The following is a 25,198-nucleotide window of genomic DNA, read 5'->3' as shown; positions in this document are numbered from 1 at the left end:
CAATTTAAACAATAAAAAGAGGAGCACAAGCCAGTATGAATAATCTTCAAGCCACATTGGATTCCCTGCGCTACGGCGGGCTTATCGTTTATCCTCTTCTAGCCCTTGCCTTGCTGGCACTGCTCATTTGCATCGACAAGCTCTACGTCTATTTGCGCTATGTGCGACTGCCGGCCGCCATTGTCGATCTGGTAGAAACCTATGATTTCTCCTGGGTGGACTTGGGTCAGCGCCTGAAAGCGCTAGGCCCACGCAACTACTTCGTTCGTTTCTTCCGCGTGATCATGGAAAACCGCAGCAAGCCGGTCTGGTGGGTGGAATCCCGTGCTGGCGACGAAGCCCAGCAACTCGAGAAATCCCTTGGGCGCGGCTTGTGGGTGCTGGAAACGATTGTCACCGCCGCCCCGCTCCTGGGATTGCTGGGCACGATCGATGGCATGATGGATTCCTTCAAACTGATCGGCGGCTCCGGCCTAGTCAATCCCGCAGGCATCACCGGCGGTGTGGCGCAGGCATTGATCGCTACCGCTCTTGGTCTCGTGATTGCGATCCTTGCCCTGTTTGCCTTCAATTTCTTTTCATCGCGCCAAGCGCAAACGGTCGATGAAATGGAGCGTCTCGGCACCCGCCTGACCGACCACATCCGCCTCGACCAGCAAGCGCAGACAGCGCGCGGAGAGTCCCGTGAAGCTGCGTAAATCACGCTCGCACAAGCGCGGACGCATCGAGATCATTCCGATGATCGATGTAATTTTCTTCCTGCTCGCCACCTTCATGCTTGCGTCGCTGTCCATGCAAAACCTGCATTCCCTGGCCGTGGACCTGCCGCAGGGACAGGCTGCCGCCATGAATGCCAAGAAGCCGGTCACGCTGACGGTCACGCACGACAGCCGCATTCTCCTCAATGACACGCCGGTTGCGCTGGAAGCAGTCGCCGCCACGCTGAAGCCCATGCTGAGCGGGCCGGATAGCGATGTGATCGTATCGGCCGACAATGCCGCTCCGCAGGGCATCGTGGTGCAGGCAATGCTGGCGGCACGCGCGGCAGGCGCCGAACACTTCCTCATCGCCGTCAAGCATGTCCAGTAACGTTGCCGCGGCAATCATCGCCGAACGCGCCGCGCGTTACGACTCGCCATGGCAGCGCTTGCCGTGGACTGGCCCCCTTGCGCTTCTGGCCTGGGCGCTGGCGATCTGGGGCATGTCCCTGATCATGGCAAGAGCACCCGCCATGTCTCAGCAGCGCATGCTGGCCATTGACGCGCGTATTATCGAATTGCCGGAACCACCGGCACAGCCGCCAGCAGTTGAACGCACTGAGCCACCATCGGCGTCATCGTCAATACCGCGTCCGCGACAGCGCCCGGCTCAGCCTTCAACGACAAAACCCGTCAATACTCGAACTGCAGAGATAGCGGATGCAGCCGAGCCGACTCAATCTGCAGCCGAGACGGCCACTACCCTGTCCCAGTCAGATAATGTCGCAGGCCAGACTGACCAAGCCAACCAAGTGGGACCGGAATCCGCTTCAGGCAAACCTGCTACAAACGGCAAACCGCGTTTTGCCAATCATCCAGGCGCTGGCATTCGAGCAGGAGCAGTGGGAGTCATCCCGCCGCCCCAGGATCTGACCGTTGCTAACGAGGAGCGGTTATTTGACGATGGCGGAGGAGCCGGCTGGAGTCCGGGTGGCTGGGTACAAGAATCGAGTGCCGAGGATTGTGTGAACATGCCCGACAATCCTTCTTATTGCCCAGGACAGGTGTTCACTTTCCCAGGAAGGCCATGGTGCTATGACGCCAGCCCGCTTCACACCTGGGATCCAGGCACATGCAAAGATCGTTTGGACCGCGCCACAGCAGCTTTCAAGCAGAAAGATTATGGTGCAGCACTCGCTGTATTCAGCGAATTAGCGGAAAAGGATTACGCCCCCGCTCAAGCTAATCTGTGCACGATATATGCGGAAGGCACAGGCACCCCGAAGGATGCTCAAAAGGCTGTCCACTGGTGCCGCAAGGCGGCTAAAGAAGGGGATCCGAAAGCGACCTATAACCTGGCCTTGATGTATAGCGACGGCATCGGTGTTCCCAAGGATGACAAGGAGGCAGCGCACTGGTATCGCAAGGCGGCCTATTATGGCTACGCCAATGCTCAATACAATCTCGGCGTAATGTACACCCATGGCATAGGCGTGCCTCAGGATGACAAGCAAGCAGCGTACTGGTATCGCAGAGCGGCATCACAAGGCAATGTGCAGGCTCAATACAATCTCGGCGTGCTGTATTCCGAGGGTGCCGGCGTGCCTCAGGATGACAAACAGGCATTGTACTGGTTCTGCAAAGGTACGATTCGCGGGGAGGAAAAAGCCCAGACCAGCGTGGCCAAAATGTATGGCACAGATGGAACCCTACCTGAAAAAGATGAGCTGGCTTATTTTTGCTGGTTATTCTCGGCAGACAAACGCAACAATATAACTGCGTATGCCGACCGCCATCTTTATGACCGAAAGCTGACTCCGGAACAGCGTGAGCGCGCCATTGCCACCGCTACGATGTGGAAAAGAAAATAGCTATCAAACCTTGTCAGACAAGAGGATTAGCTCGCCTAGTCGCAGACTTTTTCTATAGATAAATACGAACTTCATAACCGAATTTTCCAGGGATTGTCATAGTCTTATGCATACCATCTTTGGTGATTTCCTATGATGTTAGAAGGAGAAAAAGAATGATGCGCATCCCTCTGAAACTCAAGCATACCCTGGCGTCCACCGCCCTGCTCGCCATGGCCGCTGCTGCCCAAGCCCAGCCTGGCCCCGGCAACCCGCCGGCTCCTCCAATGGACAGTCCACAGATGAATTGCCCGATGATGGGCATGGGCCCGGGCATGATGGGACATGGCATGGGTAGCTTCCATGGCGGCGGCATGATGCCTGGCAGTGACATGGGCCATATGCTATATGGCTTGAATCTGAGCGAGGAGCAGCAGGACAAGGTGTTCAACATCATCCACAGGCAGGAGCCCCGCAAACGGGAAAGCCTGAAAATGCTGCACAAATCCATCGCTGCGCTGCATGATCTTGTCCGTTCCAGCAACTACTCCGATGCCAATGTGCAGTCGTTTTCCAGGGCAATCGGCCAGGCCAGCGCGGACCTGGCATTGATGCATGCCCAGACTGAGCGGCAGATTTATGAAATCCTGACGCCGGAGCAGCGCCGTCAATTCGACGATCGAGGATATGGTCCACGCCATCGTCCCGGGTGCGCCATGCCCGGGACCATGCCGATGCCGCGGCGCTGAAGCTGGCATCGTGCGCAGCAGTGATAACGAATCACTGCCTGCTGTTACCAGGGATGCCCCGCGGGAACGGCTGACAGGTCATTGCGGCTGCCAGCCGTTCCCGACTTCGATACGGATGCCGTGTACCGCATCTTGCTTGACCGTCGCTCCCATCTCCTGGCAAAGCGCGCTGATGACATCGAGAACCCGCACGAAATGTCCGCCGGTTGCCGGACGCGCCTGGCAATCTTCGATATAAATCGGATGCAGCAACATGCGGCGCAGGCAATCCCCGTCGACTTCCAGTTCAATCAATAACTGGTGATCATTGGCGAATTCGGGCTCGACGTAATAATCATCCACCAGGTCGCCTGCAGCATAGATGATCGGGCAGCCGCGATACAGCTCGATCCCCTGGAATACATGGGCGCTGTGACCGAATACGATTTTCCACCCCATGTCGATGGCCAGATGCGCCAGGCGGCGGAATCTTTCCGCCGGGCGCCACACCATGTTCGGCCCCCAGTGCAGCGAGAGAATGGGCCAGTCCACCTGCCGTTGCCGCAACGTCTCCAGCTCGCTGCGCCAGACTGCCAGCGTGGCCGCCTCATCCTTCAGGTCCAGGTACGCCATTCCCGGGCTCAAGAGTTGCGCGGCAAAATCTTCCTGGTGATCGCAGAACGCGGCCATCCCGAAACGCAAGCCATTACGGTCGATGACGGCAGGAGTGAGCGCCTGCGACAGCGTCTCGCCGGCTCCGGCTTGCGTAATGCCATGCCGATGCAGCTGGCGCAAGGTATCCCGCAAACCATCGATGCCGTAATCCAGCACATGGTTATTGGCCAGGCTGACCAGGTCGACACCGGCATCCACCAGCGAGTGTACGGCTTGCAGCGGCGCGCCGAAATAGAATGCCTTGGGCGCTCCGGGCCAGCGCGTATCGGAGGATGTGATCGCGCATTCCAGGTTCACGATCGTCAGGTCGGCGCCGCGCATTAAGCCGGCAATGGGCCCGAGCGGATATTGCGGACCATGCAGCAGGATATATTCCTTGACGGTACGCCCCAGCATCACATCGCCGCCGAGCATGACGCGTGCGGTCCGGGACGAATGGCTGCCCGATACCGGTCTGGTGCTTTCCATCCTTGCCTAAGCCCCCAAGCATATCTTGGTGATGTGGTGCAAGCTCAAACTCAATTTAGGCGCTGATCCACATAGAACATTGAGATGCGTCATAGCAGAACTACTCATTCCGCAATCGCATCCAATTTGCAATACGAACCTGGGTCAATCGATTATTACCGACGGAAGATATTTGCCATGCCAGCCGAGACCATTTACCGGCTACTGGCCGATGCTGTGCTGATCCTGCACTTTGCCATCGTGGCATTCTTGGTCGGCGGCCTGGTCATGATCATGATAGGCAACCTGTTGGGCTGGTCCTGGGTGAACCGGCTCTGGTTCCGCACTGGTCATCTTGCCGCGATCGGGATAGTGGTTCTGCAATCCTGGGCAGGCATAGATTGCCCGTTCACGACCCTGGAAGCATGGCTGCGCTACAAGGCTGGCATGCCAGCCTATGGAGAAACCTTCATCGAGCACTGGCTCGCCGCCTGGCTGTTTTACGAAGCGCCGTGGTGGACCTTTGTGACTGCCTATTCGGCATTCGGCTTGCTGGTGGCGATTGCCTGGTGGCGGTTTCCGCCCAGGAGGGCGACTCCCGGGCGGAAAGATACGGTTTGAAAGATACAGCTTAAAAGCGCGAATCTGAAAGCGCGAATCTGATTGAAAAGCGCACTTTACTCCATCACCTCGACCAGCGCCTTTGCCACGCGCTCGACATTCCCGGTATTCAAGCCGGTAATGCATACCCGGCCCGAATCGAGAATATAGATACCGAAACGATCGCGCAGGGCTTGCGCATATGTGGCCAATAAACTGCTATAGCTGAACATGCCATGCTGGTTCACGATGAAGTCGCATTGCGCATCCGGCCGCAGCGCCACGATCTTGTCGCGTAATTGCTGGCGCATTTGCTGAATCCGCACGCGCATGGCTTCGACCTCGCCGCGCCACATGGCATTCAACTCGGGCGTCGACAGTACGCGCGCGACAATCTGACCGCCATGGGTCGGCGGGCTGGAATAGCTGCGGCGCACCGTGAATTCCATCTGTCCCAGCACGCGCTCGGCTTCTTCCTGATCCTTGCAGACGATGCTGAGCGCACCGCAACGTTCGCCATACAAAGAAAACGTCTTGGAGAAGGAATTGCTGACCAGCAGGGACACACCGGCATCAGCCAGCGCGCGAATGGCGTAGGCATCTTCATCCATGCCCTGCCCCAGTCCTTGATAAGCGATATCGCAGAAAGGAATCAGCTCGCGTGCCTTGACGATCTTCACCACTTCATCCCATTGCGCCGGCGACAGGTCGGCGCCGGTCGGATTGTGGCAGCAGGGATGCAGCAGCACGATGCTCTTCGGCGGCAGCTGGGCGAGGCAAGCCGCCATCTCGTCGAACTTGACGCCGCTGGTGGCGGCATCGAAATACGGATAGCGGTTCACCGTGAAGCCGGAACCGGAAAAGATCGCCGCGTGATTATCCCAGGAGGGATCGCTCACCCAGACTTGCGAATCGGGGAAATACTGGCGCAGCAGATCGCTGCCCAGCTTCAGCGCGCCCGAGCCGCCGATGGTTTGCGCGGTGGCGATATGCTTGTTGAGGACTTTCGGATGGCTGGCGCCGAACAGGACTTCCTGGACCGCCAACCGGTAATTGGCTGCGCCCGCCATCGGCTGATAGATGCAGGCTTGCGACTCGCCTTGCAAGGCTTCCTCGGCGATGCGCACCGATTCGAGTTTCGGCACCCGGCCGGCATCGTCGTAATACAGGCCGATGCTCAGGTTGACCTTTTCAGGACGGGGATCCTGGCGGCAGCGGTCCACCAGGGAAAAAATCGGGTCGCCCGGATAGCGGGGAAAATGTTCGAACATGGATGCTCCAAATTTATTGCGCCGAAAACTTCAGCCTAAATACTGCCGATACCGCCGATTAAATTTCAGCTAAAACCGGCATTATCGCAATAAATCTCCATGCCGAACAATTCAACCGCGCATTCCCCCTTAATACAGTGGCGCGCCCCGATACCTGCCGACTTCGACCGGCGATACCAGCGAAGCCTTGTTACCCCAGGCATTGCGCATGTATGACACCACCGCCGCGACTTCGGCATCGTTCAGCTCCTGCGCGAACGGCGGCATGCCGTATGGACGCGGGTTGCCCTTCGTCGTCGGCGGATAACCGCCATTCAAGACCATGCGGATCGGATTGAGCGCATTATCGACCAGCAGTGCGCGATTGCCTGCCAGCGGCGGATAAGCCGGCGGATGACCCTGGCCATTGGCCTGGTGGCAGTCGACGCAATATTTTTCGTAAATCCGCTGGCCTTCCTTCAGCACTTCCTCGGCGTTGCCTGTGGGCGCCGGCATCCGCCGAGCCGACGACACTTCTGCGGATGGCAGAGACTTGAGATAGCCGGCAATCGCCTGCGCATCATCCTTTTCCATGTATTGCAGGCTTTGTCCCACCACTTCCGCCATGGGCCCGGCCGCGGTGCCGCGCATCGACACGCCGGTAGTGAGCAAATCGGCGATATGGCTGGCCTCCCAGTTGCCGAGTTCGCTCGCCAGCCCGCCTGTCAACGCCGGCGCATACCAGTTCTGCACCGGGATCAGGCCCCCTCCCAGGTCGAGCTTTTCATCGCTGCCGCCCAGGCGCGTGCGGCTGGTATGGCAGGCGCTGCAATGCCCCAATCCCTGTACCAGGTAAGCGCCCCGGTTCCATTCCACCGACTTGCTTTGGTCGGGCTGAAACTCTCCCGGCGTGAAATACAGCGATCGCCATACCGCCAGCAATACGCGCTGGTTGTACGGGAAGCGCAATTCCGGCTCGCGGTTTTCCTGTGCCACCGGCTCGATCGTGCGCAGGTAAGCGAAGATGGCATCGCTATCCGCGCGCGTCATGCGGGTATAGTTGGTAAAGGGGAAAGCGGGATACAGGAATTCCCCGTTTTTCGATTTGCCGTTATGCAGGGCACGCCAGAAATCGTCCGGCGTCCACGTGCCGATGCCGGTTTCCGCGTGCGGCGTGATGTTCGGCGCATAGATATTGCCGAAAGGCGTGACGATGGCCCGTCCGCCGGCATAGGCCTGGCCGCCGCGCGCCGTGTGGCATGCCATGCAATCGCCGATTCGCGCCAGATAAGCGCCGCGCCGGACCTGTTCCGCGCGGTCGGCGACTGGAACGGCAGCCACGTCGCTGCCCGGCTCATGCCAGTACTGGTAAGCGATCACGGCAGCCGGCACGCCGATAACGAGCACGACGATCACTGCCAGCAGGGACAATAACAGGCGTTTCATGGCCGGTTCCCTTTCTGCGCTGCACCGGCGGAAATCTGTACCCCGCTGACACTCCCGCAAGGCAGCGGCAACTTGGCCGACAGACTTGCAGCCGGCGCGCCATCACTCGGCACGGGCTGGGAAGCCAGCCAGGCCGCCACGGCATTCACGTCGGTGGGACTCAGGCGGCTGGTGATCTCCGCCATGCAGTCAGGCGCCGGCGTGCGACGGGACTTGTTGCGCCAGGCGCCGAATTGCGAATTGAGATAATCATGCGGCAACCCCAGCAAGCCGGGAATGGCGGGAACGACACCAGTCAGTTTCTGGCCGTGACAGGCGACGCAGGCAGGAACCTGCCGGGCGGGATCGCCGGACAGCGCCAGTTGCCGCCCTCTTTCCAGTTGCTCCTTGCTGGCGCTGATCGATTGTGGCGGCGGGTACGGCGGGTGTTGGCTTGAAAAATACTCCGCCAATTCCTTCAAATAGGCATCCGACATCTGATCGACCATGTAAGTCATCATCGGATACTGGCGGTACCCTTCGCGGAAGTTAACAAGCTGGTTATACAGATAACCGGCAGGCTTGCCGGCAATGCGCGGGAAGTAACCTTCGCTGGTTGCCCGTCCTTCCTTGCCATGGCAGGCAGAACAGGCAATGGCGCGCTGGCCAATCGTATCGGGAACCGATTGCTGGGCACCGGCGTCTTGATTGAATACTACTGCAAGGCAAACGACTCCTATGCTCATGCAGATAGATACGCGTCTGGAATGTCTTTTCATTTATAAGCAGAACACAATTCGTCATGCCATTATTACATCGCGCGTCGGATTCGTCTTGCCCGCATCAGTGGAAGTGAGGCATGGACCGAATTGATGATGAGCTGGCCTGGTTAACGATGAATTAAGGCATTGCATAATGGACCCAATGCCAGAACGAATTCATGCGGCATCAGCAAAGCCAAATGAGAATGATCGTTCATTCTTTGTGTTACCATATATCTCTATAATTATTTTTACCGAATTGCATTCCATCTTCCGAGGTCTTTCATGTTGCCAAGAAAAACACTGCTTCGTCTTCCGGCTCAGTTGCTGCTGGTGAGTGTCATTACACTTGCCGCCTGCGGTAAAACCCAGGCTCCACCGCCGCAGCCGGGCGCGCCCGAAGTGAATGTCGTGACCTTGGCAGCGCAAACCGTCAACCTGACGCGCGAATTGCCCGGACGGACCAACGCCTATCTGTTGGCAGAGGTTCGGCCGCAGGTATCCGGCATTGTCAAAAAGCGTTTATTTACCGAAGGCGCCGTCGTCAAGGCTGGCCAGCCTCTGTACCAACTGGATGACGCCACTTATCGCGCCAACACTGCCAGCGCCCGAGCCAACCTGGCACGTGCCCAGGCTACGCTCAAATCGGCGGAATTGAATGCCAAGCGCTCCAACGAGCTTGTCAAAATCGATGCGGTCAGCCGGCAGGATAATGAAAATGCCAACGCCGCCCTCGCCCAGGCCAAGGCAGAAGTTGCCGCGGCTGAAGCTGCGCTGGAAAGCACCAATGTCACGCTCGCCTATGCCCGCATCACCTCGCCGATTACTGGCCGTATCGGCAAGTCCGCCGTTACGCCCGGCGCGCTGGTGACCGCCAACCAGGCCAATGCCCTGACAACTGTCCAGCAGCTCGACCCGGTCTATGTCGACCTGACCCAATCCAGCAGCGAACTCCTGCAATTGCGCAAGGATGTCGCCGCAGGCAAGCTGACGAAGTCGGGCGACGTGCCGGTGGAAATCCTCCTCGAAGACGGCACCACTTATCAGCACAAGGGCAAGCTGGCCTTTACCGACGTCAGCGTCGATCCGGGAACCGGCAGCTTCTCGCTGCGCGTGACCGTCCCGAATCCCGACCATATCCTGATGCCGGGCATGTACGTGCGCGCCGTCGTCGGCAACGGCGTACGCCAGAACGCCATCCTGGTGCCGCAGCAAGGCATCATGCGCGATCCTAAGGGCAATACCAATGCCATGGTCGTCAACAAGGAAGACAAGGTGGAGCCGCGCCCAGTCAAGGTCAGCCGGACCATCGGCGATAAGTGGCTGGTCGAGGAAGGCCTCGCGGCAGGCGATCGCGTGATCGTCGCCGGCCTGCAGAAGATCAAGCCCGGCATTCCGGTCAAGGCGGTGGAAGCTCCGGCGAATCAAAACCCGGCAGCACCGGCACAACCTGCAGCCAACGGCCCGGCGGCCAATGAAGCCGGCAACAAGACGGCTCCAGCAAGCGCGAAACAATAAGCGGAGAATTTCATGGCACGTTTCTTTATCGATCGCCCGGTCTTTGCCTGGGTGATCGCCATCGTCATCATGCTGGCCGGCGCCTTGTCCATCACCAAGCTGCCGATTTCCCAGTATCCGACCATCGCCCCGCCCTCGGTGGTGATCAACGCCACCTATCCGGGCGCATCCGCCAAGGTCGTCGAGGATTCGGTGACGCAGATCATCGAGCAGAACATGAAGGGCCTGGACGGCCTGATTTACATGTCTGCCAACAGCTCGGCAAGCGGCACCGCCCAGATCACGCTGACGTTCGATAACAGCATCAATCCGGACATCGCCCAGGTGCAGGTGCAGAACAAGCTGCAGTTGGCCATGCCGCTGCTGCCGCAGGAAGTCCAGCGCCAGGGCGTCAACGTCACCAAGTCGCGCACCGGCTTCTTGCAGGTGGTCGGCTTCGTGTCCGAAGACGGCAGCATGACCAAGGATGACATTTCCGACTATGTCGTCTCGAACCTGGTCGACCCGTTGTCGCGCGTCCCGGGCGTCGGCAATGTCCAGGTGTTCGGCGCCAAGTACGCCATGCGCATCTGGATCGACCCCAATAAGCTCGATACCTACAAGCTGGCGACCAGCGAAGTCATCTCCGCCATCCAGTCACAAAATGCCCAGGTGGCGGTCGGCCAGCTCGGCGGCACGCCGTCGATCCAGGGTCAGCAGCTCAATGCCACCGTCACCGCGCAGGATCGCCTGAAAACGCCAGAACAATTCCGCAATATCGTGGTGCGCAGCAATGCTGACGGTTCGGTGCTCAGGCTGGGCGATATCGCCCGCGTCGAACTCGGCGCTGAAAACTATGACTTCCTGACGCATTACAACGGCAAGCCCGCCACCGGCGTGGCGATCTCTCTCGCCACCGGCGCCAATGCGCTCGATACCGCTGCCGGCGTGCAAACCAGGTTGAACGAACTCAAGGAATTTTTCCCGCATGGCCTGACCTTCGTCACGCCGTATGACACCACGCCGTTCGTCAAGGTATCGATCGAAGGCGTGATTCATACCCTGATCGAAGCCATCGTGCTGGTGTTCCTGGTGATGTACCTGTTCCTGCAGAATTTCCGCGCCACGCTGATTCCGACGATTGCCGTGCCGGTGGTGCTGCTGGGTACGTTCGGCGTGCTCGCCGCGCTCGGTTTCTCGATCAACATGCTGACCATGTTCGCCATGGTGCTCGCCATCGGCCTGCTGGTGGACGATGCCATCGTGGTGGTGGAAAACGTCGAGCGCATCATGAGCGAGGAAGGCTTGTCGCCGCTGGAAGCGGCGCGCAAGTCGATGGACCAGATCACCGGCGCGCTGGTCGGTATCGGCCTGGTGCTGTCGGCGGTGTTCGTGCCGATGGCTTTCCTGGGCGGCTCGACCGGTATCATTTATCGCCAGTTCACCGCCACCATCGTCTCGGCCATGGGCTTGTCGGTGCTGGTGGCGATCGTCCTCACGCCGGCCTTGTGCGCGACCATGCTGAAACCCGTCAGCAAGGGTCATCACTACAAGGAAACCGGTTTCTTCGGCTGGTTCAACCGCAACTTCGATCGCACCAGCACGAATTACCAGCGCGGCGTGCGCGGCATCCTGGGTCGCGGCAAGCGCTTCATGGCGATTTTCGTCGCCATGGCGGCCGTGATGGTATTCATGTTCCTGCGCCTGCCGAGCTCGTTCCTGCCGCCGGAAGACCAGGGCATCCTGTTCGCGATGGTGCAGACCCCGGTCGGCGCCACCCAGGAACGCACCATGGAATCGATCCGCAAGATCGAACACCACTTCCTGGAAAATGAAAAGGAAGTTGTCGAATCCGTGTTCAGCGTGCAGGGCTTCAGCTTCGCCGGTACGGGCCAGAACAATGGTATCGCCTTCGTCAAGCTGAAGGACTGGAGCGAGCGCAAGAGCGCCGACAAGAGTGTCGATGCCGTCGCCGGCCGCGCCATGGGCGCCTTCAGCCAGATCAAGGATGCCATGGCGTTTGCCTTCGCGCCGCCGGCCATGCCGGAACTGGGCACGGCGGCGGGCTTCAGCTTCTTCCTGAAGGATAACGCCAACCAGGGTCATGAAGCCCTGCTGGCTGCGCGCAACCAGTTGCTAGGTTCCGCCGGACAGAGCCAGTTGCTGGCCAAGGTGCGCCCGAACGGCCAGGAAGACACGCCGCAGTTCCGCATCGAGATCGATACGGAAAAAGCTTCCGCGCTGGGCCTCTCGCTTGCCAGCATCAACAGCACCCTCGGCACTGCCTGGGGCGGCCAGTACATCGACGACTTCGTCGACCGTGGCCGCGTCAAGCGCGTGTACATGCAATCCGATGCGAAATTCCGCATGACGCCGGAAGACTTCAAGCTCTGGTCGGTGCGCAACACCAAGGGTGAAATGGTGCCGTTCACGGCCTTTGCCACCTCGAAGTGGGAATACGGCTCGCCGCGCCTGGAACGCTACAACGGCGTGCCGGCCATGGAAATCCAGGGCGAAGCCGCTCCAGGCATCAGCTCGGGCGACGCCATGAACGAGGTCGAGCGTCTGGCAGCGCAATTGCCGCCAGGTTTCGGCATCGAATGGACGGCCCTGTCCTATCAGGAACGTCAGGCCGGCTCGCAAACCACCGTGCTGTATACGCTGTCGGTGCTGATCGTGTTCCTCTGCCTGGCTGCGCTGTATGAAAGCTGGAGCGTGCCGACCGCCGTGCTGCTGGTGGCGCCGCTGGGCGTGCTCGGCGCCGTGATCGCCAATACGCTGGGCGGCATGCCGCGCGACGTCTACTTCCAGGTGGCGATGCTGACCACGGTGGGCTTGTCGAGCAAGAACGCGATCCTGATCGTCGAGTTTGCCAAGGCCAACCTGGAACATGGCATGAACCTGGTAGACGCCACCATGCACGCCGTGCGCGACCGCCTGCGTCCGATCGTCATGACCTCGCTGGCATTCGGCCTTGGCGTCCTGCCGCTGGCGATTGCTTCCGGCGCAGGTTCCGGCGCGCAGCGCGCGATCGGTACCGGCGTGCTCGGCGGCATGATCGCCGGTACGGTGCTCGGCCTGTTCTTCGTTCCCCTGTTCTTTGTGGTGGTGCAGCGCCTGTTCAAGCGCAAGCAGTCGCCAGCATCGTCTGCCGGCATGGCAGAAGGAGTGACTTCTCATGAATAAACCAATGCTCTCCTCCCTGGCGCTGGCCATTGCTCTCGTCACCAGCGGCTGCGCCATGCTGGAACCGAAGCTGCCGCAAGCGAACGCATCGATTCCGGCAGAGTGGCCCTTGCCGCCGACGACAGCCAGCGTCAAGCCTGTCACTTCCGCACAGGCAGATGCCGCGCCGGCGGCGCAACAAGCCGTGGCCGACATCGGCTGGCGCGATTTCTTCACCGATCCCAAGCTGAAGGATTTGATTGCCCGCGCCCTCGACAATAATCGCGACCTGCGCGTGGCGGTGCTCAACGTCGAGCGCGCCCGCGCTCTTTACAATATCCAGCGCGCGGACCAGTTGCCATCGGTTGGCGTCAGCGGCGGCCTGAACCGCACGGGCGGCAATGTCGCCAATGCGGGCAGCGTCTATACTGCCTCGGTCGGCGCGGCTTTCGAGCTGGACTTGTTCGGCCGCGTGCACAACCTCAGCCAGGCCGCCCTGCAGCAGTTCTTTGCGCAGGAAGAAGCGCGCCGCAGCGCACAGCTCGCCTTGATCGGCGAAATCGCCAGCACTTACCTGAGCCTGGCAGCCGACCTGGAATCGCAACGCGTGGCCCAGGCGACGCTGGACAGCCAGCAGGCCGGCTACGACCTGATCGTCAAGCGCCACCAGCACGGCGCGGTATCGGCGCTCGACCTCGCGCAGGCGCAAACCACGGTGGAATCGGCCCGTGCCGATGTCGCCCGCTTCGCCGGCCTGGTCGCCACCGACATCAATGCGCTGCGCCTGCTGGTCGGCGCCCCCATCGGCAACGACCTGCTGCCGCAAGGCTTCGATATCGCCGTATCCGGCATCGCGCCGCTGCCGGCCGAACTGCCTTCGCAGGTATTGCTGCGCCGTCCGGACGTGCTGCAGGCCGAACACATCCTGCGTTCGGCCAACGCCAATATCGGTGCCGCCCGCGCGGCCTTCTTCCCGACGATTTCGCTGACCGGCAGCGTCGGCACCGCCAGCAATGCGCTGTCCGGACTGTTCGACGCCGGCACCAGGATCTGGAGCTTCGTGCCGCAACTCACCCTGCCGATTTTCCAGGGTGGCCGCCTGAACGCCAATCTCGGCGCCGCCACGGCCGAGCGCGACATCGCGCTGGCGCAGTACGAGAAATCGATTCAGACGGGTTTCCGCGAAGTGGCCGACGCCCTGGCATTGACCCGCACACTGGCCGACCGCCGCGCGGCGCAACAAGCGCTGGCGGAAGCCGCCACCCGCGCGCACCAGCTGTCCAAGGCTAGATACGATCAGGGCCGCGACAGCTATCTGAATCTGCTGGACGCCCAGCGCAATCTGTATGCGGCTCAGCAGGGCCTGGTCTCGGCGCAGCTGGCGGAACAGGTCAACCGCGTCACCCTGTACAAGGTATTGGGCGGCGGCTGGGTGGAGAGCAGCAAATGAATGCGCGCCCGTGCTCGGCAAAGCAGACTGAACGCGCCCTGGCGCAGAGCGAGCGCATCCTGTGCGCCGCGCAAAAGTGCTTTATCGAGCATGGTTTCCACGCCGCCGGCATGGCGCTGATTGCGGAAACCGCGGAAATGAGCCCAGGGCTGATTTACCGCTATTTCCCAAGCAAGAATGCCATTATCCTGGCAATCGTGGAGCGGCAATTGCAGAATGCCCGCACCGATATCCGCTCCCTGTATCACGCGCCGGATATCGCGGCGGCGGCTTACGACGCATTCGACTGCTGGCGCCGTTCGGACCCGCGCCTGATGAATGCCGCGCTATTTTTGGAAATGAGCGCCGAGGCAAGCCGCAACCCCGAGCTGGCGGCAGCTCTGGCGGCATCCGATGCGGAGATCCGCAAGGAAGTCGCCCAGTGGCTGCAGGCGCCGGTCGAAGCGGGCGGAAAAGGTTTGCCGCCCCAGCTGGCGACCATGCGCGGTGTGGCGATGCAGTGCTTCATGGAAGGGCTGGCCATCCGTGCATTGCGCGAGCCCGATATCGATCATGTAACATTACAGGCAGCGATAAAGGAATTTATCGATAATCTGACGAGCCTGACGGCTTCAACGGCAGCTCCACCAGCATAAGACGCATCGCTCCAATAAAAAGGAATCCAGCATGCCAGACAGTCAAACAGCCTCCCCCGCAAGCTTCCATGAACCTGGCAATGTCGTCATCGTCGGTGGTGGCGCCGGAGGGCTGGAGCTGGCGTGCAAGCTGGGCCGCAAACTCGGCCACAACCGCGTTACCCTCGTCGATTGCCGCCTGACTCACATCTGGAAGCCGTCGCTGCATGAAGTCGCCGCCGGCACGCTCGACATCCACCAGGAAGGCCTGTCCTACCAGATGCTCGCCCATGACAACGGCTTCACCTTTGTCTATGGCGCCCTGACCGCGCTCGATGCCGCCAGCAAGAGCATCACCGTCGCCGCCATCAAAAATGAAAGCGGCGAAATCATCATCCCGGAACGCCAGGTGCCCTATTCGATCCTGTGCCTTGCGGTTGGCAGCGTATCCAATTATTTCGGCGTTCCCGGCGCACGCGAACATTCGATCTCGCTCAATGCCACCGAAGATGCCGAGCGGTTCCGCCTGAAGATGCTGGAGCTGCTGACCATGGCGGAAATGCGCAAGGCCGACAGCCCGGATGCGGGAGTCGATGTGGTCATCATCGGCGGCGGCGCGACCGGCGTGGAGCTGGCCGCGGAATTGCGCGAAGCCAGCAGCGCCTACGCCGATTACGGTTTTCGCCGCCTCGACCCGGCCCGCGATGTGCGCATCACTCTGCTCGAAGGCGCGCCGCGCATCCTCGCCCCCTTGCCGGAACGCGTCTCGTCGGCCGCGGCACGTCTGCTGGCCAAGCGCCATGTCACCGTCGTCACCAATTGCCGCGTGACGGAAATCCGCGCCGACAGCGTAACCGACGGCGAAGGCGTGACCCGGCCCGCCGACCTGTGCGTCTGGGCGGCCGGCATCAAGGCGCCGGGGTTCCTGACCACGCTGGGACTGCCGACCAACAAGGCTGGACAGATCGAAGTCACGGGCCGGCTCAACGTCGTCAGCCACGAGGATATCTATGCATTCGGGGATTGCGCGGCATGTCCGGACAACAATGGCAAAACGGTGCCGCCGCGCGCGCAGGCCGCCCATCAGCAGGCGGATTATCTGGTCGATGTCTTCCTGCAAAAACTTACCGGCAAGCCCGTAACGGACAAACCCTTTGTCTATCGCGATTATGGTTCGCTCGTCTCCATCGGGCACGAGACCACGGTCGGCAGCCTGATGGGCTCCCTGAAAGGCCTGAGCTGGTTTGTCGAAGGTTTCTATGCCCGCCTGTTATACATGAGCCTGCACCTGATGCACCACAAGGCGATCCTGGGCACCGTGCGCACCGCCATGCTTGCCATCGGACGCACCCTGATCAAACGCACGACGGCATTGGTAAAGCTGCACTGATAATACTGACGCGGATGGCACTTTTGCCCGGTTTCCGAGACTATTATGGAAAAGCATTACCTTACCCCCCTCTTTTCCCCGCGCTCCATTGTCGTACTGGCACGCAAGCCTGACATGCCGGATGCTGCCGATGCCTTCGGCCAAATCGCGGTGCGTCATATCCGCGAATCGGGTTACGCGGGCCGGCTCGAATTTCTCGACACCGGTGTCGAAGGAGCGCTGGCCAGTCTTACGCATACCAGCCCGGATCTGGCGCTGATCAGCCTGCCTCCTGCGGAGCTTGCCACCGCCCTGGAAATGGCAGGCCGCATGCAGAGCAAAGCCGCGCTCATCCTCTCCAAGGATATCGGCATGCGCCAGGCGCATGAACTGCATGCGATCGCGCGGCGCCATAACATGTTCCTGCTCGGGCCGAATTCCATGGGCTTGCAGCGCCCGAACCTGCAGCTCAATGCCAGCAGCTTCAGTTCCAATGCACAAAAAGGATCGCTCGCGCTGGTATCGCAATCCGGCGCGCTGGCCAATTCCGTGCTCGACTGGGCCGGCCGCAACGGCGTCGGCTTTTCCACGGTCGTCTCGCTCGGCCCGAATACCGGCGTCGACGTCGCGGACGTGCTGGATTTCCTCGCTGAAGACAATGGCACGCGCAGCATCGTGGTCTACCTCGAAGGCATCCGCAATGCGCGGCGCTTCATGAGCTCGCTGCGCGCCGCCGCCAATGCCAAGCCGGTCATTGTGCTGAAAGCGGGCCGCAAGCCTTCCGGCACCAAGGCCGCGCTGACCCACTCCGGCGCCATCGTCGGCAGCGACGATGTGTTCGACGCCGCATTACGCCGCGCCGGCGCCGTCAGGGTGCGCTCTTTCGTGCAGCTGTTCACCATTGCCAAATGCCTGTCGGCACGCCACCGGCCGCAAGGCAAGCGCCTGGCGATCGTCACCAACGGCGGCGGGCCCGGCGTGCTGTCGGCCGACTGGGCCAATGACCTTGGCGTCAAGCTGGCGGCCATGCCGCCTGCCAAGCAAGCCGAACTGGCATCGCAGCTGCCGTCCCAGGCCAGCCATGATCCTTTCCTCGACCTGGGCGAAGACGCGACAGCCGAGCATTACCGCGCAGCCATCGGCGCCTACGCCGCATGCGATGACGTCGACGGCATCCTCGTCATTCTCTCGCCGCGCATAGGACTCGACAGCACGACGGTGGCGCAAGCCCTGGCCGACCTGCAGCCATCGCTGCCGAAGCTGGTGATCACGTGCTGGATGGGCGACGAGCAGGTCATCGAAGCGCGTCGCATCCTGAACCGTGCGGCCATCCCGACCTTCCGTACGCCGGAAGCGGCCGTTGAAGCCTTCGACATGGCCGCTTCCTTTTATGAAAATCAGAAGCTGCTGCAGCAAACGCCCTCGCCGCTATCCAAGTTCGACAAGCCCGATATCGAAGGCGCGCGCATCCTGATCGAAACGGCGCTCGCCGAACGGCGCAAGGTCTTGACCGAAATGGAATCCAAGGCCCTACTGGCGGCATTCCGCATTCCCGTCACGCGCACCATCCTGTCGCGCTCGGCCAACGAAGCCATGCTGATCGCCAACCAGCTCGGCTATCCGGTGGCGCTGAAAATCGACTCGCCCGACGTGGCGCACAAGTCCGACGTAGATGGCGTCACCCTGAACGTCAACAATGCTGCCGCGGTCAGGGATGCCTGGCAAACCATGATGGCCAACATCAAGCGGCGGCTGCCGCAGGCGCAGATCAATGGCATCACCATTCAGAACATGTCGGGCAAGCCGCATGGCCGCGAGCTGTATATCGGCCTCTCCACCGAAGAACCATTCGGTCCGGCGATTTCCTTCGGCGCCGGCGGCCGCATGATCGAACTGATCGCCGACCGCGCCATCGAACTGCCGCCGCTGAACCGCTTCCTTGCCCAGCACCTGATGGAACGCGTGCGCTCCGCCGAGACGCTCGGCGAATGGCGCGGAGCCCCGGCTGCCGACCGCGAAGCGCTGGAACGCATACTCATGCGCGTGTCGGAAATGGTGTGCGAATTCCCGCAATTGCGCGAGATGGATATCAATCCCGTCATCGTCGACCAGAATGGCGCCCTGGTGGTGGATGCCCGTATCGTGGTCGATCACGCGCCTTCCGAGGCTGGCCAGTACGGCCACCTGGCGATTCTGCCCTACCCGGCTGAACAGGAACGGGAATGGCCGCTTCCCGGAGGCGGCTGCTACCTGGTTCGCCCGCTGCATCCGACCGACGCCGGCATGCTGCAAGCCTTTGTGCAGCGCCTCTCGCATGAAAGCCGGTATTTCCGCTTCGCCAGCGCGGTAAATGAACTGTCAGCGCGCATGCTGGCACGCTTCACCCTGATCGACTATGACCGCGAAATGGCGCTGGTGGCCATTCACCAGGAACCTTCCATGGGCGAAGGCAGCCCAGGCGAAGAAAGGGTCATCGCCATTTCCCGCTACGTCAGCAATCCTGATTCGACGAGCTGCGAATTCTCGCTTGTGGTTGCCGACGAGTTCAATGGACGCGGCCTTGGCACGCGCATGATGCTGTCGATTATGGATATTGCGCGCAGCAAGGGATTGAAGCGCATCGAGGGCATGGTGCTCAACAATAATTCGCCCATGCTCAAGCTCATGCGCAGCCTGGACTTCGAAATCCGCCCCTGGGATGAGGATCCTGACTTCCGGCTCTGTAGCCGCGAGTTGTAAGCTTGTTTCCATCCACGGAAAAACGATGGCGCTTGAGGAACGGGCCATATGCCTGAAACCTCGGCATTTGAATTTGGCAGCCACCATCCAGCCCAATGAACAGGGCTTGCAGTCAGATTAACTCACTGCAAGCCCTGTTCATAGATTTGGCGAGCTTAGATGCAATAAAACAGGCAAATAGCCAAGCTCAAGTCCTGCAGCCGGGTTTTGCGGCGGCGCCAGATAACGCGCTGCTTTCAAGCAGCATAACCGGCTACTTGATCATCACCGAGCCGACCAGCTCGACGCCGCAGCGCTTCATCTTGTCCTGCACTGTTTTCAGATCGGAAAGATACGTCGCATCCTGTCGGGCGACCAGCATTACGCCGCCAATTCCGGACGCAACCGCCAATGCATCGCCACTGCCGGACAGCGGCGGCACATCGATCAGGATGATGCTGAAATGCCTGCACAAATGCTCACGCAACACCTGGAAAATCGGCCTGTACAACAGCTCTTGAGGATTAGGCGGAATGGTACCCGAAGGAAGAACGGATAGATTCTCGAAATAATCCGAGCGGCAAATTGCCTGCAAACCGCACCGTCCCGCAAGAATCTCGGATAATCCCATTCTGGACTTGATGCCGAAAATATCCTGCTGCCTGGGCTGGCGCATGTTGGCATCGATGATGAGTGTCGGCTGCCCCAGCTGGGCAAACATGATCCCGAGATTGGCGACAAACATGCTGGCGCCGTCTTCAGCGCCAATACTGGCGACAACCAACTCGTTTCTGGTACCGGCAAACCAGCGCTGGAGCAACTGGCTGCGCACCATGCGCAGTATCTCCGTCGCTTCGCCGTGCGGCTCATAAGCGGCCACCAGTTCTTTAGGAAAATCACCCTGGCCCGGCTGCAAATACGAAAAGCCGAATTGATTCGCCAAGACCTGCTGAATATCGGCTTCGGTAATCAACCCAAGCGAACGCGCGGCCTCACCGAAACGCATGCCCTGTTCGCGCTGCAAGCGCAGAACGCGTTCGGCATCGGTCGGCGTGATCTTGCCACGGTCGACCAGCATGCGCCCCATCGTCATCTCATGATTGACCGATACAGGCAAAGTAGCAATTGGCGGTACGGGCTGATTCATGACAACGGCCTTTTCTAAAACGGCAGCATAGGACGCTGCTGCATTCCCAGGAGCGGCGCCTGGAATTTGTCTTCCTTGCCACGATCCCATCCAATTACGCCGAGGACAGGCGCTTCTAGCACATCGGCAAGATCTTCGGCCGTACGCACACGGCGATCCGCCATTTCTGCAAGCCAGCCGATCACGATTCCCAGTATGGCGCCGAGCAATGCAGCCAACAGCGTATTGCGCATCACTTGCGGACCGGAGGGCGCGAGCGCCGGCACGGCCTCGTTCAACAAGGCGACATCCGCTTGCCCTATCTGGCCTTCCACGCTGGTTTTCGCCAGGCGCTGGGTCGCCGTGTCGTATGCACGCTGTGCATTTTCCACGTCGCGAGCCAGCAAGGCGAGTTCATTTCTTGCCTGATTCAATTCAAGAACCCGGGTCTTCTGCTGGTTGTAGGCTGTGCGCAACTCGGTTTCGCGCTGTTGCAGGCTGCGTATATTGTTGGAGACGCCGTGCGACACCGCCGCTATTTGCGCATTCAATTCAGCCTTTAGCCGGTTGACTTCGGCCTGCGCGGAGCGGTATTGAGGATGGTTCGGACCAAGCCCCTGGGTCGACTGCGAGAAGCGCGCTTCTGCCCGCGCCAGTTCGGCCTTGAGGTTTTGAACGAGCGGATTGCCGATCACGTCCGGCGAATCGCCAGCACCCTGAGCACCGCCGCGCCGGGATGTCGCTTCCAATACCTGAGACTGAACAGCGACAAGCTGGCTGGATAGCTCGTTCAAGCGGTTGGTCTCGACATCCATGCGTCCATCCGCGCTGACGATACCCTTATCCTGCTGGAACTTATAGAGCTTTTTCTGCGCTTCTTCGAGATTCCGCTTCAACTTTTTAGTCTGGTCGCCGAATATGCCCGAAGTCTTGGCCGTCGGTTCGGCAGCCAATTGCATTCCCGCTCCCTGATAGGAAGTGGCAAATGCATTGGCTACCGAGGCGGCAAACTTTGGATCGGTAGCCTTGAAGGTGATATCGATCACGCTGCTATCTTTAGCCGGCCGCACTTCCAGGTTTTTCAACAACAGATCGGCCAGCCAATCGCGGATAGAACCTTCTCCGCCGGTCGCCTTCTGAAACTGCTCTTTCACTTCCGTACCCTGATCCAGCTTCAGGATATCTACCACTTTCAGCGCGACGTTCTTGCTTCCAAGGATGTCGACCTGGGTGGCGATATAGCCCTGAATAACCTGTGCAGGAATCCCGGCGCCACTTGCGGAATCGGCGCCGCGGTAGCTGATCACCAGCGAAGCCGTGCTTTTATACACCTTTGGTTGCGCCAGGCTGACGACGAAGGCTGTCAACGTCGTTACGAGCAAAGTCAGCAGAATGACCTTCCGCCGTGCATGCAATACTTGTAAAAAACGGCGTATTTTCATTGGCTCACCCTCGAACTTGTTCAAGCATCCAGACTTGTCACACTATTGACTGGAAAAACCTTAGAACAGGCTTTCCCGCACATACACGACGTCATCGGATTGCACGATATCTTCATGCTTGGCGGTGACTTCATAGATGGTGCCATCTGGCTTGCGACGCTTCAGCTTCACGCCCCGGTCAGTACCTCGCGCACTCAGGCCACCACCCACGGACAGAGCCTGAATGACTGTCATGTTGCGCTCCAGCTTGTAAGTGCCCGGATGCTGCACTTCGCCGTAAATATAGAAGCGCGGTGCGCGTTCCACGTAAATCACGTCGTTGGTCTTCAGCTCAAGGTTCTTGTGCATGTCGCCGGTATTGACCATGTTATGAATGTCGAGCGTTTCCTTCATGGTCTTGCCGTCGCGGGTCCTTACCAGGGTAACCGTATCGCCTGCTTCCGGAGTCATGCCACCGGCCATGGCAAGGATATCCGTCAGGCTGCGCTTGCCTTCGACCGGATAGCGGCCGGGGCGTGCGACCTGTCCGAAAATCGAAACCTGCTGGCTTTGATTTTGTGCCACGGCGATATTCACCTGCGGGCTACGCAGATAACCGCCGCGCTCGAGCGCCGTCGCCAGCCGTTTCTCGGCCGCAGCCCGGCTCAGGCCGCCCAGCTTGATTTCACCGACCAGCGGAAAGGTGATGCTGCCGGTATCGGAAATACGAGTTTCAAGCGAAAGATCCGGATGCCCATACACATTGATGCGCACCGAGTCGCCAGGGCCAAGTTCGCCGTCTGCGGCCCATGCGCCGGAAAACGTCAGACTCATCAGGACTGCCAATATCAACTTGAGATAGCTTTTCATTTTCAATTCCCCATCCTCTTTCAAAATCGAAGGCCTGGCCGGTTTCAGGCCACGGCCGGGCTTCACTGGGCGGTGCCCGGCTGACTGCCGGACACCTTGACAATTTTTTCGGATGACGACGCCCCGGTCTGCCTGGACGTGCCGGCGAGCCGCGATACATCTTTTTCCGTATATTCAACCCGTGCGCTGGCACGCAGGCGGGTCAGCTCGGACTCTCCGAGACGTGTACCCTGCCGTTCCAGCAACATGCGTTCGATATGCGGCGTAGCCGCCTCCAGGCTCATCGGACTATCCTGAATATCAATGATCGCCATGACGGAAGCGTTGGCGCCATCCTGAGAAAGGAAGATTTGTCCAGGCTTCATTTCCCGCATTTTTGCCTGGACCTGTGCCGGTAAATCGGTGGTGTTCAAAGCACGCGCATTTTTGCCATAGCCGATACGCCGGCCATCAAGCCATGCAGCCATGTCGTCCAGGGTCCTGGCGTCATCCATCGCGGATTTGAGTTCAGTGGTAATGGCATCCGGTGCCAGCGTCAGCTCCTTGACATGGAACTGCTTTCGTCCGGCAAATTTTTCCGGATGACTCTCGAAATAGGCCCGAACCTCGTCGCGGGACGGAACACGGGCATACGCCACGCGGCTTTGCAAATAAGCCTGAGCGAGAATTTGAGTGCGAGCGTTCTCGAGCGCCGCCGCGACATGCGGGTCCTTGTCTATCCGGTTGCGCACAGCTTCGGCACGCAGGAGTTCCCGGTCGATCAATCCCTGAAGCGCCTTGGTTTTTTCGATGTCGTCATTTGCCGCCACGTTCAATTGGCCTAGCTCTTCTCCCAGCTGCAATTGAGTAATGGCCTTGCCATTCACCATGGCAACCGGTTCACCGCGGAATTCGCTGCTGCAGCCGATCAGCGTGGCAAGCACCGTCGTCACGGTTACCAGCATTGGTAAGCGGCGCATATTGCGGGTATATATTCCCGATGGCAATTCTTCCCGAATTCCGAACAACACCTTCTCCTCAACCTGGCGGCGGCAACAATGAATGAATGCGACGCCTCGGCGCGCACCATGCTAGATTTGCATGGGCTCAATTTAGCACTTGCCTAATCAAAAGCTTTGTTCTAGCGCAGGGATGAATCGCAAGCGAAACATTTGGAGCGGAACATTGAAATTTATGCGGCATGAAGCAGGTGGAAATGCCGATTTAATCAAGTGCGCGACGCCGCGAAATCCGGCTCGGCATCGATACAGGAGAAAAGAAAAAGGATGAGAAAAAGAAAAAGCCGGAAGGAGACTCCTTCCGGCTCGTCGCTGCGATTCTCTAAGTATTACAACTTAGAATTCGTAGCGGGTACCGATACTGACGCCGAGATTTCGGTAATCGTTGGACGCGACATCCGAACCTTGCGAAGTACGATAGACCGATGTCAGGACTTTCAGCTTGGGAATCGGATAGTAGGACAGCTGCAGTGCGCCGTAATTGATCGTGTCCTTGCGGAACAGACCTGATGGCGTATAGTCGCGGCGCTCATGCTGGTAAATGCCATCCAGGCGAATCTGGCGGGTAATTTCCCAGCCGGCGCCAAGACTGATACCGCGGTTGAGCGAATAGGAAGCGGTCTGGTCGTCCAGCGCGCCGATCTCGCGCCAGAGGCCCGCTGTCAAGGTCGTCTTGCCGGTCACGCGCCAGGTTCCATTGACGCGGCCATTGAAACCGGAATAGTCACTGGCAGGCGCCTGGTCATGATCCCGCTGGACCCAGCCAGCAAGAAAAAGCAAGTCGGTCTTGCCCGACACTTTCCAGTCGATACGCGCCTTGACTTCATCCTGTTTGTAATTGGCCAGCGGGCTGTTCGGGAAGTCGCCATCGGCACGGCGATACTGCACGCCGATGCTGCTGCCGCTGCGGGCAAGATAATCAAAGCCGATTTCGCCATCGTCGACACGGCGATCCGCGATTTGCGGGCCTTGCTGCTCATAGCTCAGTTCGTAATGGCTGAGCCCGCCGCGCAGGCGCCAGCTCGGGTGCAGCAGCCAGGCGCCATCGAAGTACTGGCGATTCTGGGTACGCACGTTCGGCAGCTGGTTTGGCAAGCCGTTATCTACCGCGGCATTTCTCGTGACGGAATCCTGCACTGAAGTCAGCGTACGCGAATGCGTGGCGCCCAGGTTGCCTTCGAGCTGATTGCCGACGTGCCAGTTCCAGTTGGCGGCAATGTCGCGGCCGTTGTAGTTTAGGTTGCTGAAACGGTTGAAGCTGGTGTGATCCAGGTTGATATTTGCTGTCAGCCTCTGTTGGCTAATGGTTTTATCGAACAGGAGCCCGGCTTCGATCCGGCGGGCGGTATCCGACAGTTTGGGAGTGCCCGCAGCGATCGCGGCGTTGCTGGTGCCGAGAATATTGTCATCGTGAGTAACCGATACCCCGACATAGGGGCGCAGCACGTCGCCCTCTTCGGCACGGGCTGCAGTGGTGAACGCAATGCCCGGAACGAGAAGCAAGGGCAAAAGGCGCCGGCGGCGTGATGCAGATAC

The 25,198-nt window shown here is 59.8% G+C and carries 20 protein-coding genes; 11 read left to right on the top strand and 9 right to left on the bottom strand.

Annotated features, from left to right (window positions below):
- Positions 1-35 precede the first annotated feature (35 nt).
- The 4 genes from EDC30_RS01180 (at position 36) to EDC30_RS01165 (ending at position 3,297) form a co-directional block, all read left to right on the top strand.
- Positions 36-698 (top strand): MotA/TolQ/ExbB proton channel family protein, encoded by a 663-nt coding sequence (locus EDC30_RS01180; RefSeq protein WP_132256509.1) that lies wholly within the window; start codon positions 36-38, stop codon positions 696-698.
- On the top strand, positions 685-1,089 hold the full coding sequence (locus tag EDC30_RS01175; protein ID WP_132256507.1) for an ExbD/TolR family protein: 405 nt from the start codon (positions 685-687) through the stop codon (positions 1,087-1,089). The genes EDC30_RS01180 and EDC30_RS01175 overlap by 14 nt, the downstream gene beginning before the upstream one ends.
- A complete protein-coding gene (locus EDC30_RS01170) occupies positions 1,079-2,569 on the top strand; it encodes a tetratricopeptide repeat protein (protein WP_165973682.1) in 1,491 nt (496 codons plus the stop codon). Before EDC30_RS01175 ends, EDC30_RS01170 begins: the two co-directional genes overlap by 11 nt.
- Positions 2,570-2,724: 155 nt before the next feature.
- Positions 2,725-3,297 (top strand): Spy/CpxP family protein refolding chaperone, encoded by a 573-nt coding sequence (locus EDC30_RS01165; protein ID WP_132256503.1) that lies wholly within the window; start codon positions 2,725-2,727, stop codon positions 3,295-3,297.
- 78 nt (positions 3,298-3,375) lie between these two features.
- Here the strand turns inward: EDC30_RS01165 and EDC30_RS01160 are convergent, their stop codons facing one another.
- Positions 3,376-4,419: a CapA family protein gene (locus EDC30_RS01160; protein WP_132256502.1), complete on the bottom strand. Its 1,044-nt coding sequence runs from the start codon at positions 4,417-4,419 to the stop codon at positions 3,376-3,378.
- 177 nt (positions 4,420-4,596) lie between these two features.
- Here EDC30_RS01160 and EDC30_RS01155 point away from each other — a divergent pair, with 177 nt between their 5' ends.
- Positions 4,597-5,019, top strand: a complete 423-nt coding sequence (locus EDC30_RS01155) for a DUF2784 domain-containing protein (RefSeq protein ID WP_132256500.1) — start codon at positions 4,597-4,599, stop codon at positions 5,017-5,019.
- A gap of 56 nt (positions 5,020-5,075) precedes the next feature.
- On the opposite strand, the gene EDC30_RS01150 is transcribed toward EDC30_RS01155, so the two are convergent.
- From EDC30_RS01150 to EDC30_RS01140, 3 genes are all read right to left on the bottom strand, one after another.
- A complete protein-coding gene (locus EDC30_RS01150) occupies positions 5,076-6,269 on the bottom strand; it encodes an amino acid aminotransferase (RefSeq protein WP_132256498.1) in 1,194 nt (397 codons plus the stop codon).
- A 129-nt stretch (positions 6,270-6,398) separates the two neighbouring features.
- Entirely contained in the window at positions 6,399-7,694 is a 1,296-nt protein-coding gene (locus EDC30_RS01145; RefSeq protein ID WP_132256496.1) for a cytochrome c, read from the bottom strand.
- Complete coding sequence (locus EDC30_RS01140) at positions 7,691-8,419, bottom strand: c-type cytochrome (protein WP_132256495.1); 729 nt, start codon at positions 8,417-8,419, stop codon at positions 7,691-7,693. Before EDC30_RS01140 ends, EDC30_RS01145 begins: the two co-directional genes overlap by 4 nt.
- Positions 8,420-8,719: 300 nt before the next feature.
- Between EDC30_RS01140 and EDC30_RS01135 the strand changes: the two genes are divergently transcribed.
- The 6 genes from EDC30_RS01135 to EDC30_RS01110 are packed head-to-tail and all read left to right on the top strand — an operon-like array spanning position 8,720 to position 19,268.
- Positions 8,720-9,952 carry an efflux RND transporter periplasmic adaptor subunit gene (locus EDC30_RS01135; protein ID WP_132256494.1) on the top strand — a complete coding sequence of 411 codons (1,233 nt, stop codon included), beginning with the start codon at positions 8,720-8,722 and terminating at the stop codon, positions 9,950-9,952.
- Positions 9,953-9,964: 12 nt separating this feature from the next.
- Positions 9,965-13,117 (top strand): efflux RND transporter permease subunit, encoded by a 3,153-nt coding sequence (locus EDC30_RS01130; protein WP_132256493.1) that lies wholly within the window; start codon positions 9,965-9,967, stop codon positions 13,115-13,117.
- The gene (locus EDC30_RS01125; RefSeq protein ID WP_132256492.1) at positions 13,110-14,546 is read left to right on the top strand and encodes an efflux transporter outer membrane subunit; all 1,437 of its coding nucleotides are present in this window, start codon (positions 13,110-13,112) and stop codon (positions 14,544-14,546) included. The genes EDC30_RS01130 and EDC30_RS01125 overlap by 8 nt, the downstream gene beginning before the upstream one ends.
- Positions 14,543-15,181 carry a TetR/AcrR family transcriptional regulator gene (locus EDC30_RS01120; protein WP_132256491.1) on the top strand — a complete coding sequence of 213 codons (639 nt, stop codon included), beginning with the start codon at positions 14,543-14,545 and terminating at the stop codon, positions 15,179-15,181. The genes EDC30_RS01125 and EDC30_RS01120 overlap by 4 nt, the downstream gene beginning before the upstream one ends.
- Before the next feature lie 31 nt (positions 15,182-15,212).
- Positions 15,213-16,550 carry an NAD(P)/FAD-dependent oxidoreductase gene (locus EDC30_RS01115; protein ID WP_132256490.1) on the top strand — a complete coding sequence of 446 codons (1,338 nt, stop codon included), beginning with the start codon at positions 15,213-15,215 and terminating at the stop codon, positions 16,548-16,550.
- Positions 16,551-16,595: 45 nt separating this feature from the next.
- On the top strand, positions 16,596-19,268 hold the full coding sequence (locus EDC30_RS01110; protein WP_132256489.1) for a bifunctional acetate--CoA ligase family protein/GNAT family N-acetyltransferase: 2,673 nt from the start codon (positions 16,596-16,598) through the stop codon (positions 19,266-19,268).
- A gap of 253 nt (positions 19,269-19,521) precedes the next feature.
- Here EDC30_RS01110 and EDC30_RS01105 read toward each other — a convergent pair whose 3' ends face one another.
- The 5 genes from EDC30_RS01105 to epsL form a co-directional block, all read right to left on the bottom strand.
- The gene (locus EDC30_RS01105; protein ID WP_132256488.1) at positions 19,522-20,394 is read right to left on the bottom strand and encodes a polysaccharide biosynthesis tyrosine autokinase; all 873 of its coding nucleotides are present in this window, start codon (positions 20,392-20,394) and stop codon (positions 19,522-19,524) included.
- A 14-nt stretch (positions 20,395-20,408) separates the two neighbouring features.
- Complete coding sequence (epsF, locus tag EDC30_RS01100; protein WP_132256487.1) at positions 20,409-21,815, bottom strand: chain length determinant protein EpsF; 1,407 nt, start codon at positions 21,813-21,815, stop codon at positions 20,409-20,411.
- 60 nt (positions 21,816-21,875) lie between these two features.
- Positions 21,876-22,664 carry a polysaccharide export protein EpsE gene (gene epsE, locus EDC30_RS01095; protein WP_132256485.1) on the bottom strand — a complete coding sequence of 263 codons (789 nt, stop codon included), beginning with the start codon at positions 22,662-22,664 and terminating at the stop codon, positions 21,876-21,878.
- Between the two features lie 62 nt (positions 22,665-22,726).
- Positions 22,727-23,671: an EpsD family peptidyl-prolyl cis-trans isomerase gene (locus tag EDC30_RS01090; protein WP_165973681.1), complete on the bottom strand. Its 945-nt coding sequence runs from the start codon at positions 23,669-23,671 to the stop codon at positions 22,727-22,729.
- 327 nt (positions 23,672-23,998) lie between these two features.
- Complete coding sequence (gene epsL, locus EDC30_RS01085; protein ID WP_165973680.1) at positions 23,999-25,165, bottom strand: XrtB/PEP-CTERM-associated polysaccharide biosynthesis outer membrane protein EpsL; 1,167 nt, start codon at positions 25,163-25,165, stop codon at positions 23,999-24,001.
- Between the last annotated feature and the right edge of the window lie 33 nt (positions 25,166-25,198).

The organism is Paucimonas lemoignei (genome assembly GCF_004342585.1).
GTDB classification, from domain to species: domain Bacteria; phylum Pseudomonadota; class Gammaproteobacteria; order Burkholderiales; family Burkholderiaceae_D; genus Paucimonas; species Paucimonas lemoignei.
This window is presented reverse-complemented; position numbering and strand designations above follow the sequence as displayed.

Coding starts and splice junctions, on each gene's coding strand:
- EDC30_RS01125 (WP_132256492.1), top strand. CDS start 13,110: ATGAATAAACCAATGCTCTCCTCCCTGGCGCTGGCCATTGCTCTCGTC.
- EDC30_RS01120 (WP_132256491.1), top strand. CDS start 14,543: ATGAATGCGCGCCCGTGCTCGGCAAAGCAGACTGAACGCGCCCTGGCG.
- EDC30_RS01135 (WP_132256494.1), top strand. CDS start 8,720: ATGTTGCCAAGAAAAACACTGCTTCGTCTTCCGGCTCAGTTGCTGCTG.
- EDC30_RS01160 (WP_132256502.1), bottom strand. CDS start 4,419: ATGGAAAGCACCAGACCGGTATCGGGCAGCCATTCGTCCCGGACCGCA.
- EDC30_RS01180 (WP_132256509.1), top strand. CDS start 36: ATGAATAATCTTCAAGCCACATTGGATTCCCTGCGCTACGGCGGGCTT.
- epsF (WP_132256487.1), bottom strand. CDS start 21,815: ATGAAAATACGCCGTTTTTTACAAGTATTGCATGCACGGCGGAAGGTC.
- EDC30_RS01115 (WP_132256490.1), top strand. CDS start 15,213: ATGCCAGACAGTCAAACAGCCTCCCCCGCAAGCTTCCATGAACCTGGC.
- EDC30_RS01145 (WP_132256496.1), bottom strand. CDS start 7,694: ATGAAACGCCTGTTATTGTCCCTGCTGGCAGTGATCGTCGTGCTCGTT.
- EDC30_RS01165 (WP_132256503.1), top strand. CDS start 2,725: ATGATGCGCATCCCTCTGAAACTCAAGCATACCCTGGCGTCCACCGCC.
- EDC30_RS01150 (WP_132256498.1), bottom strand. CDS start 6,269: ATGTTCGAACATTTTCCCCGCTATCCGGGCGACCCGATTTTTTCCCTG.
- EDC30_RS01155 (WP_132256500.1), top strand. CDS start 4,597: ATGCCAGCCGAGACCATTTACCGGCTACTGGCCGATGCTGTGCTGATC.
- EDC30_RS01105 (WP_132256488.1), bottom strand. CDS start 20,394: ATGAATCAGCCCGTACCGCCAATTGCTACTTTGCCTGTATCGGTCAAT.
- EDC30_RS01140 (WP_132256495.1), bottom strand. CDS start 8,419: ATGAGCATAGGAGTCGTTTGCCTTGCAGTAGTATTCAATCAAGACGCC.
- EDC30_RS01170 (WP_165973682.1), top strand. CDS start 1,079: ATGTCCAGTAACGTTGCCGCGGCAATCATCGCCGAACGCGCCGCGCGT.
- EDC30_RS01130 (WP_132256493.1), top strand. CDS start 9,965: ATGGCACGTTTCTTTATCGATCGCCCGGTCTTTGCCTGGGTGATCGCC.
- EDC30_RS01110 (WP_132256489.1), top strand. CDS start 16,596: ATGGAAAAGCATTACCTTACCCCCCTCTTTTCCCCGCGCTCCATTGTC.
- epsE (WP_132256485.1), bottom strand. CDS start 22,664: ATGAAAAGCTATCTCAAGTTGATATTGGCAGTCCTGATGAGTCTGACG.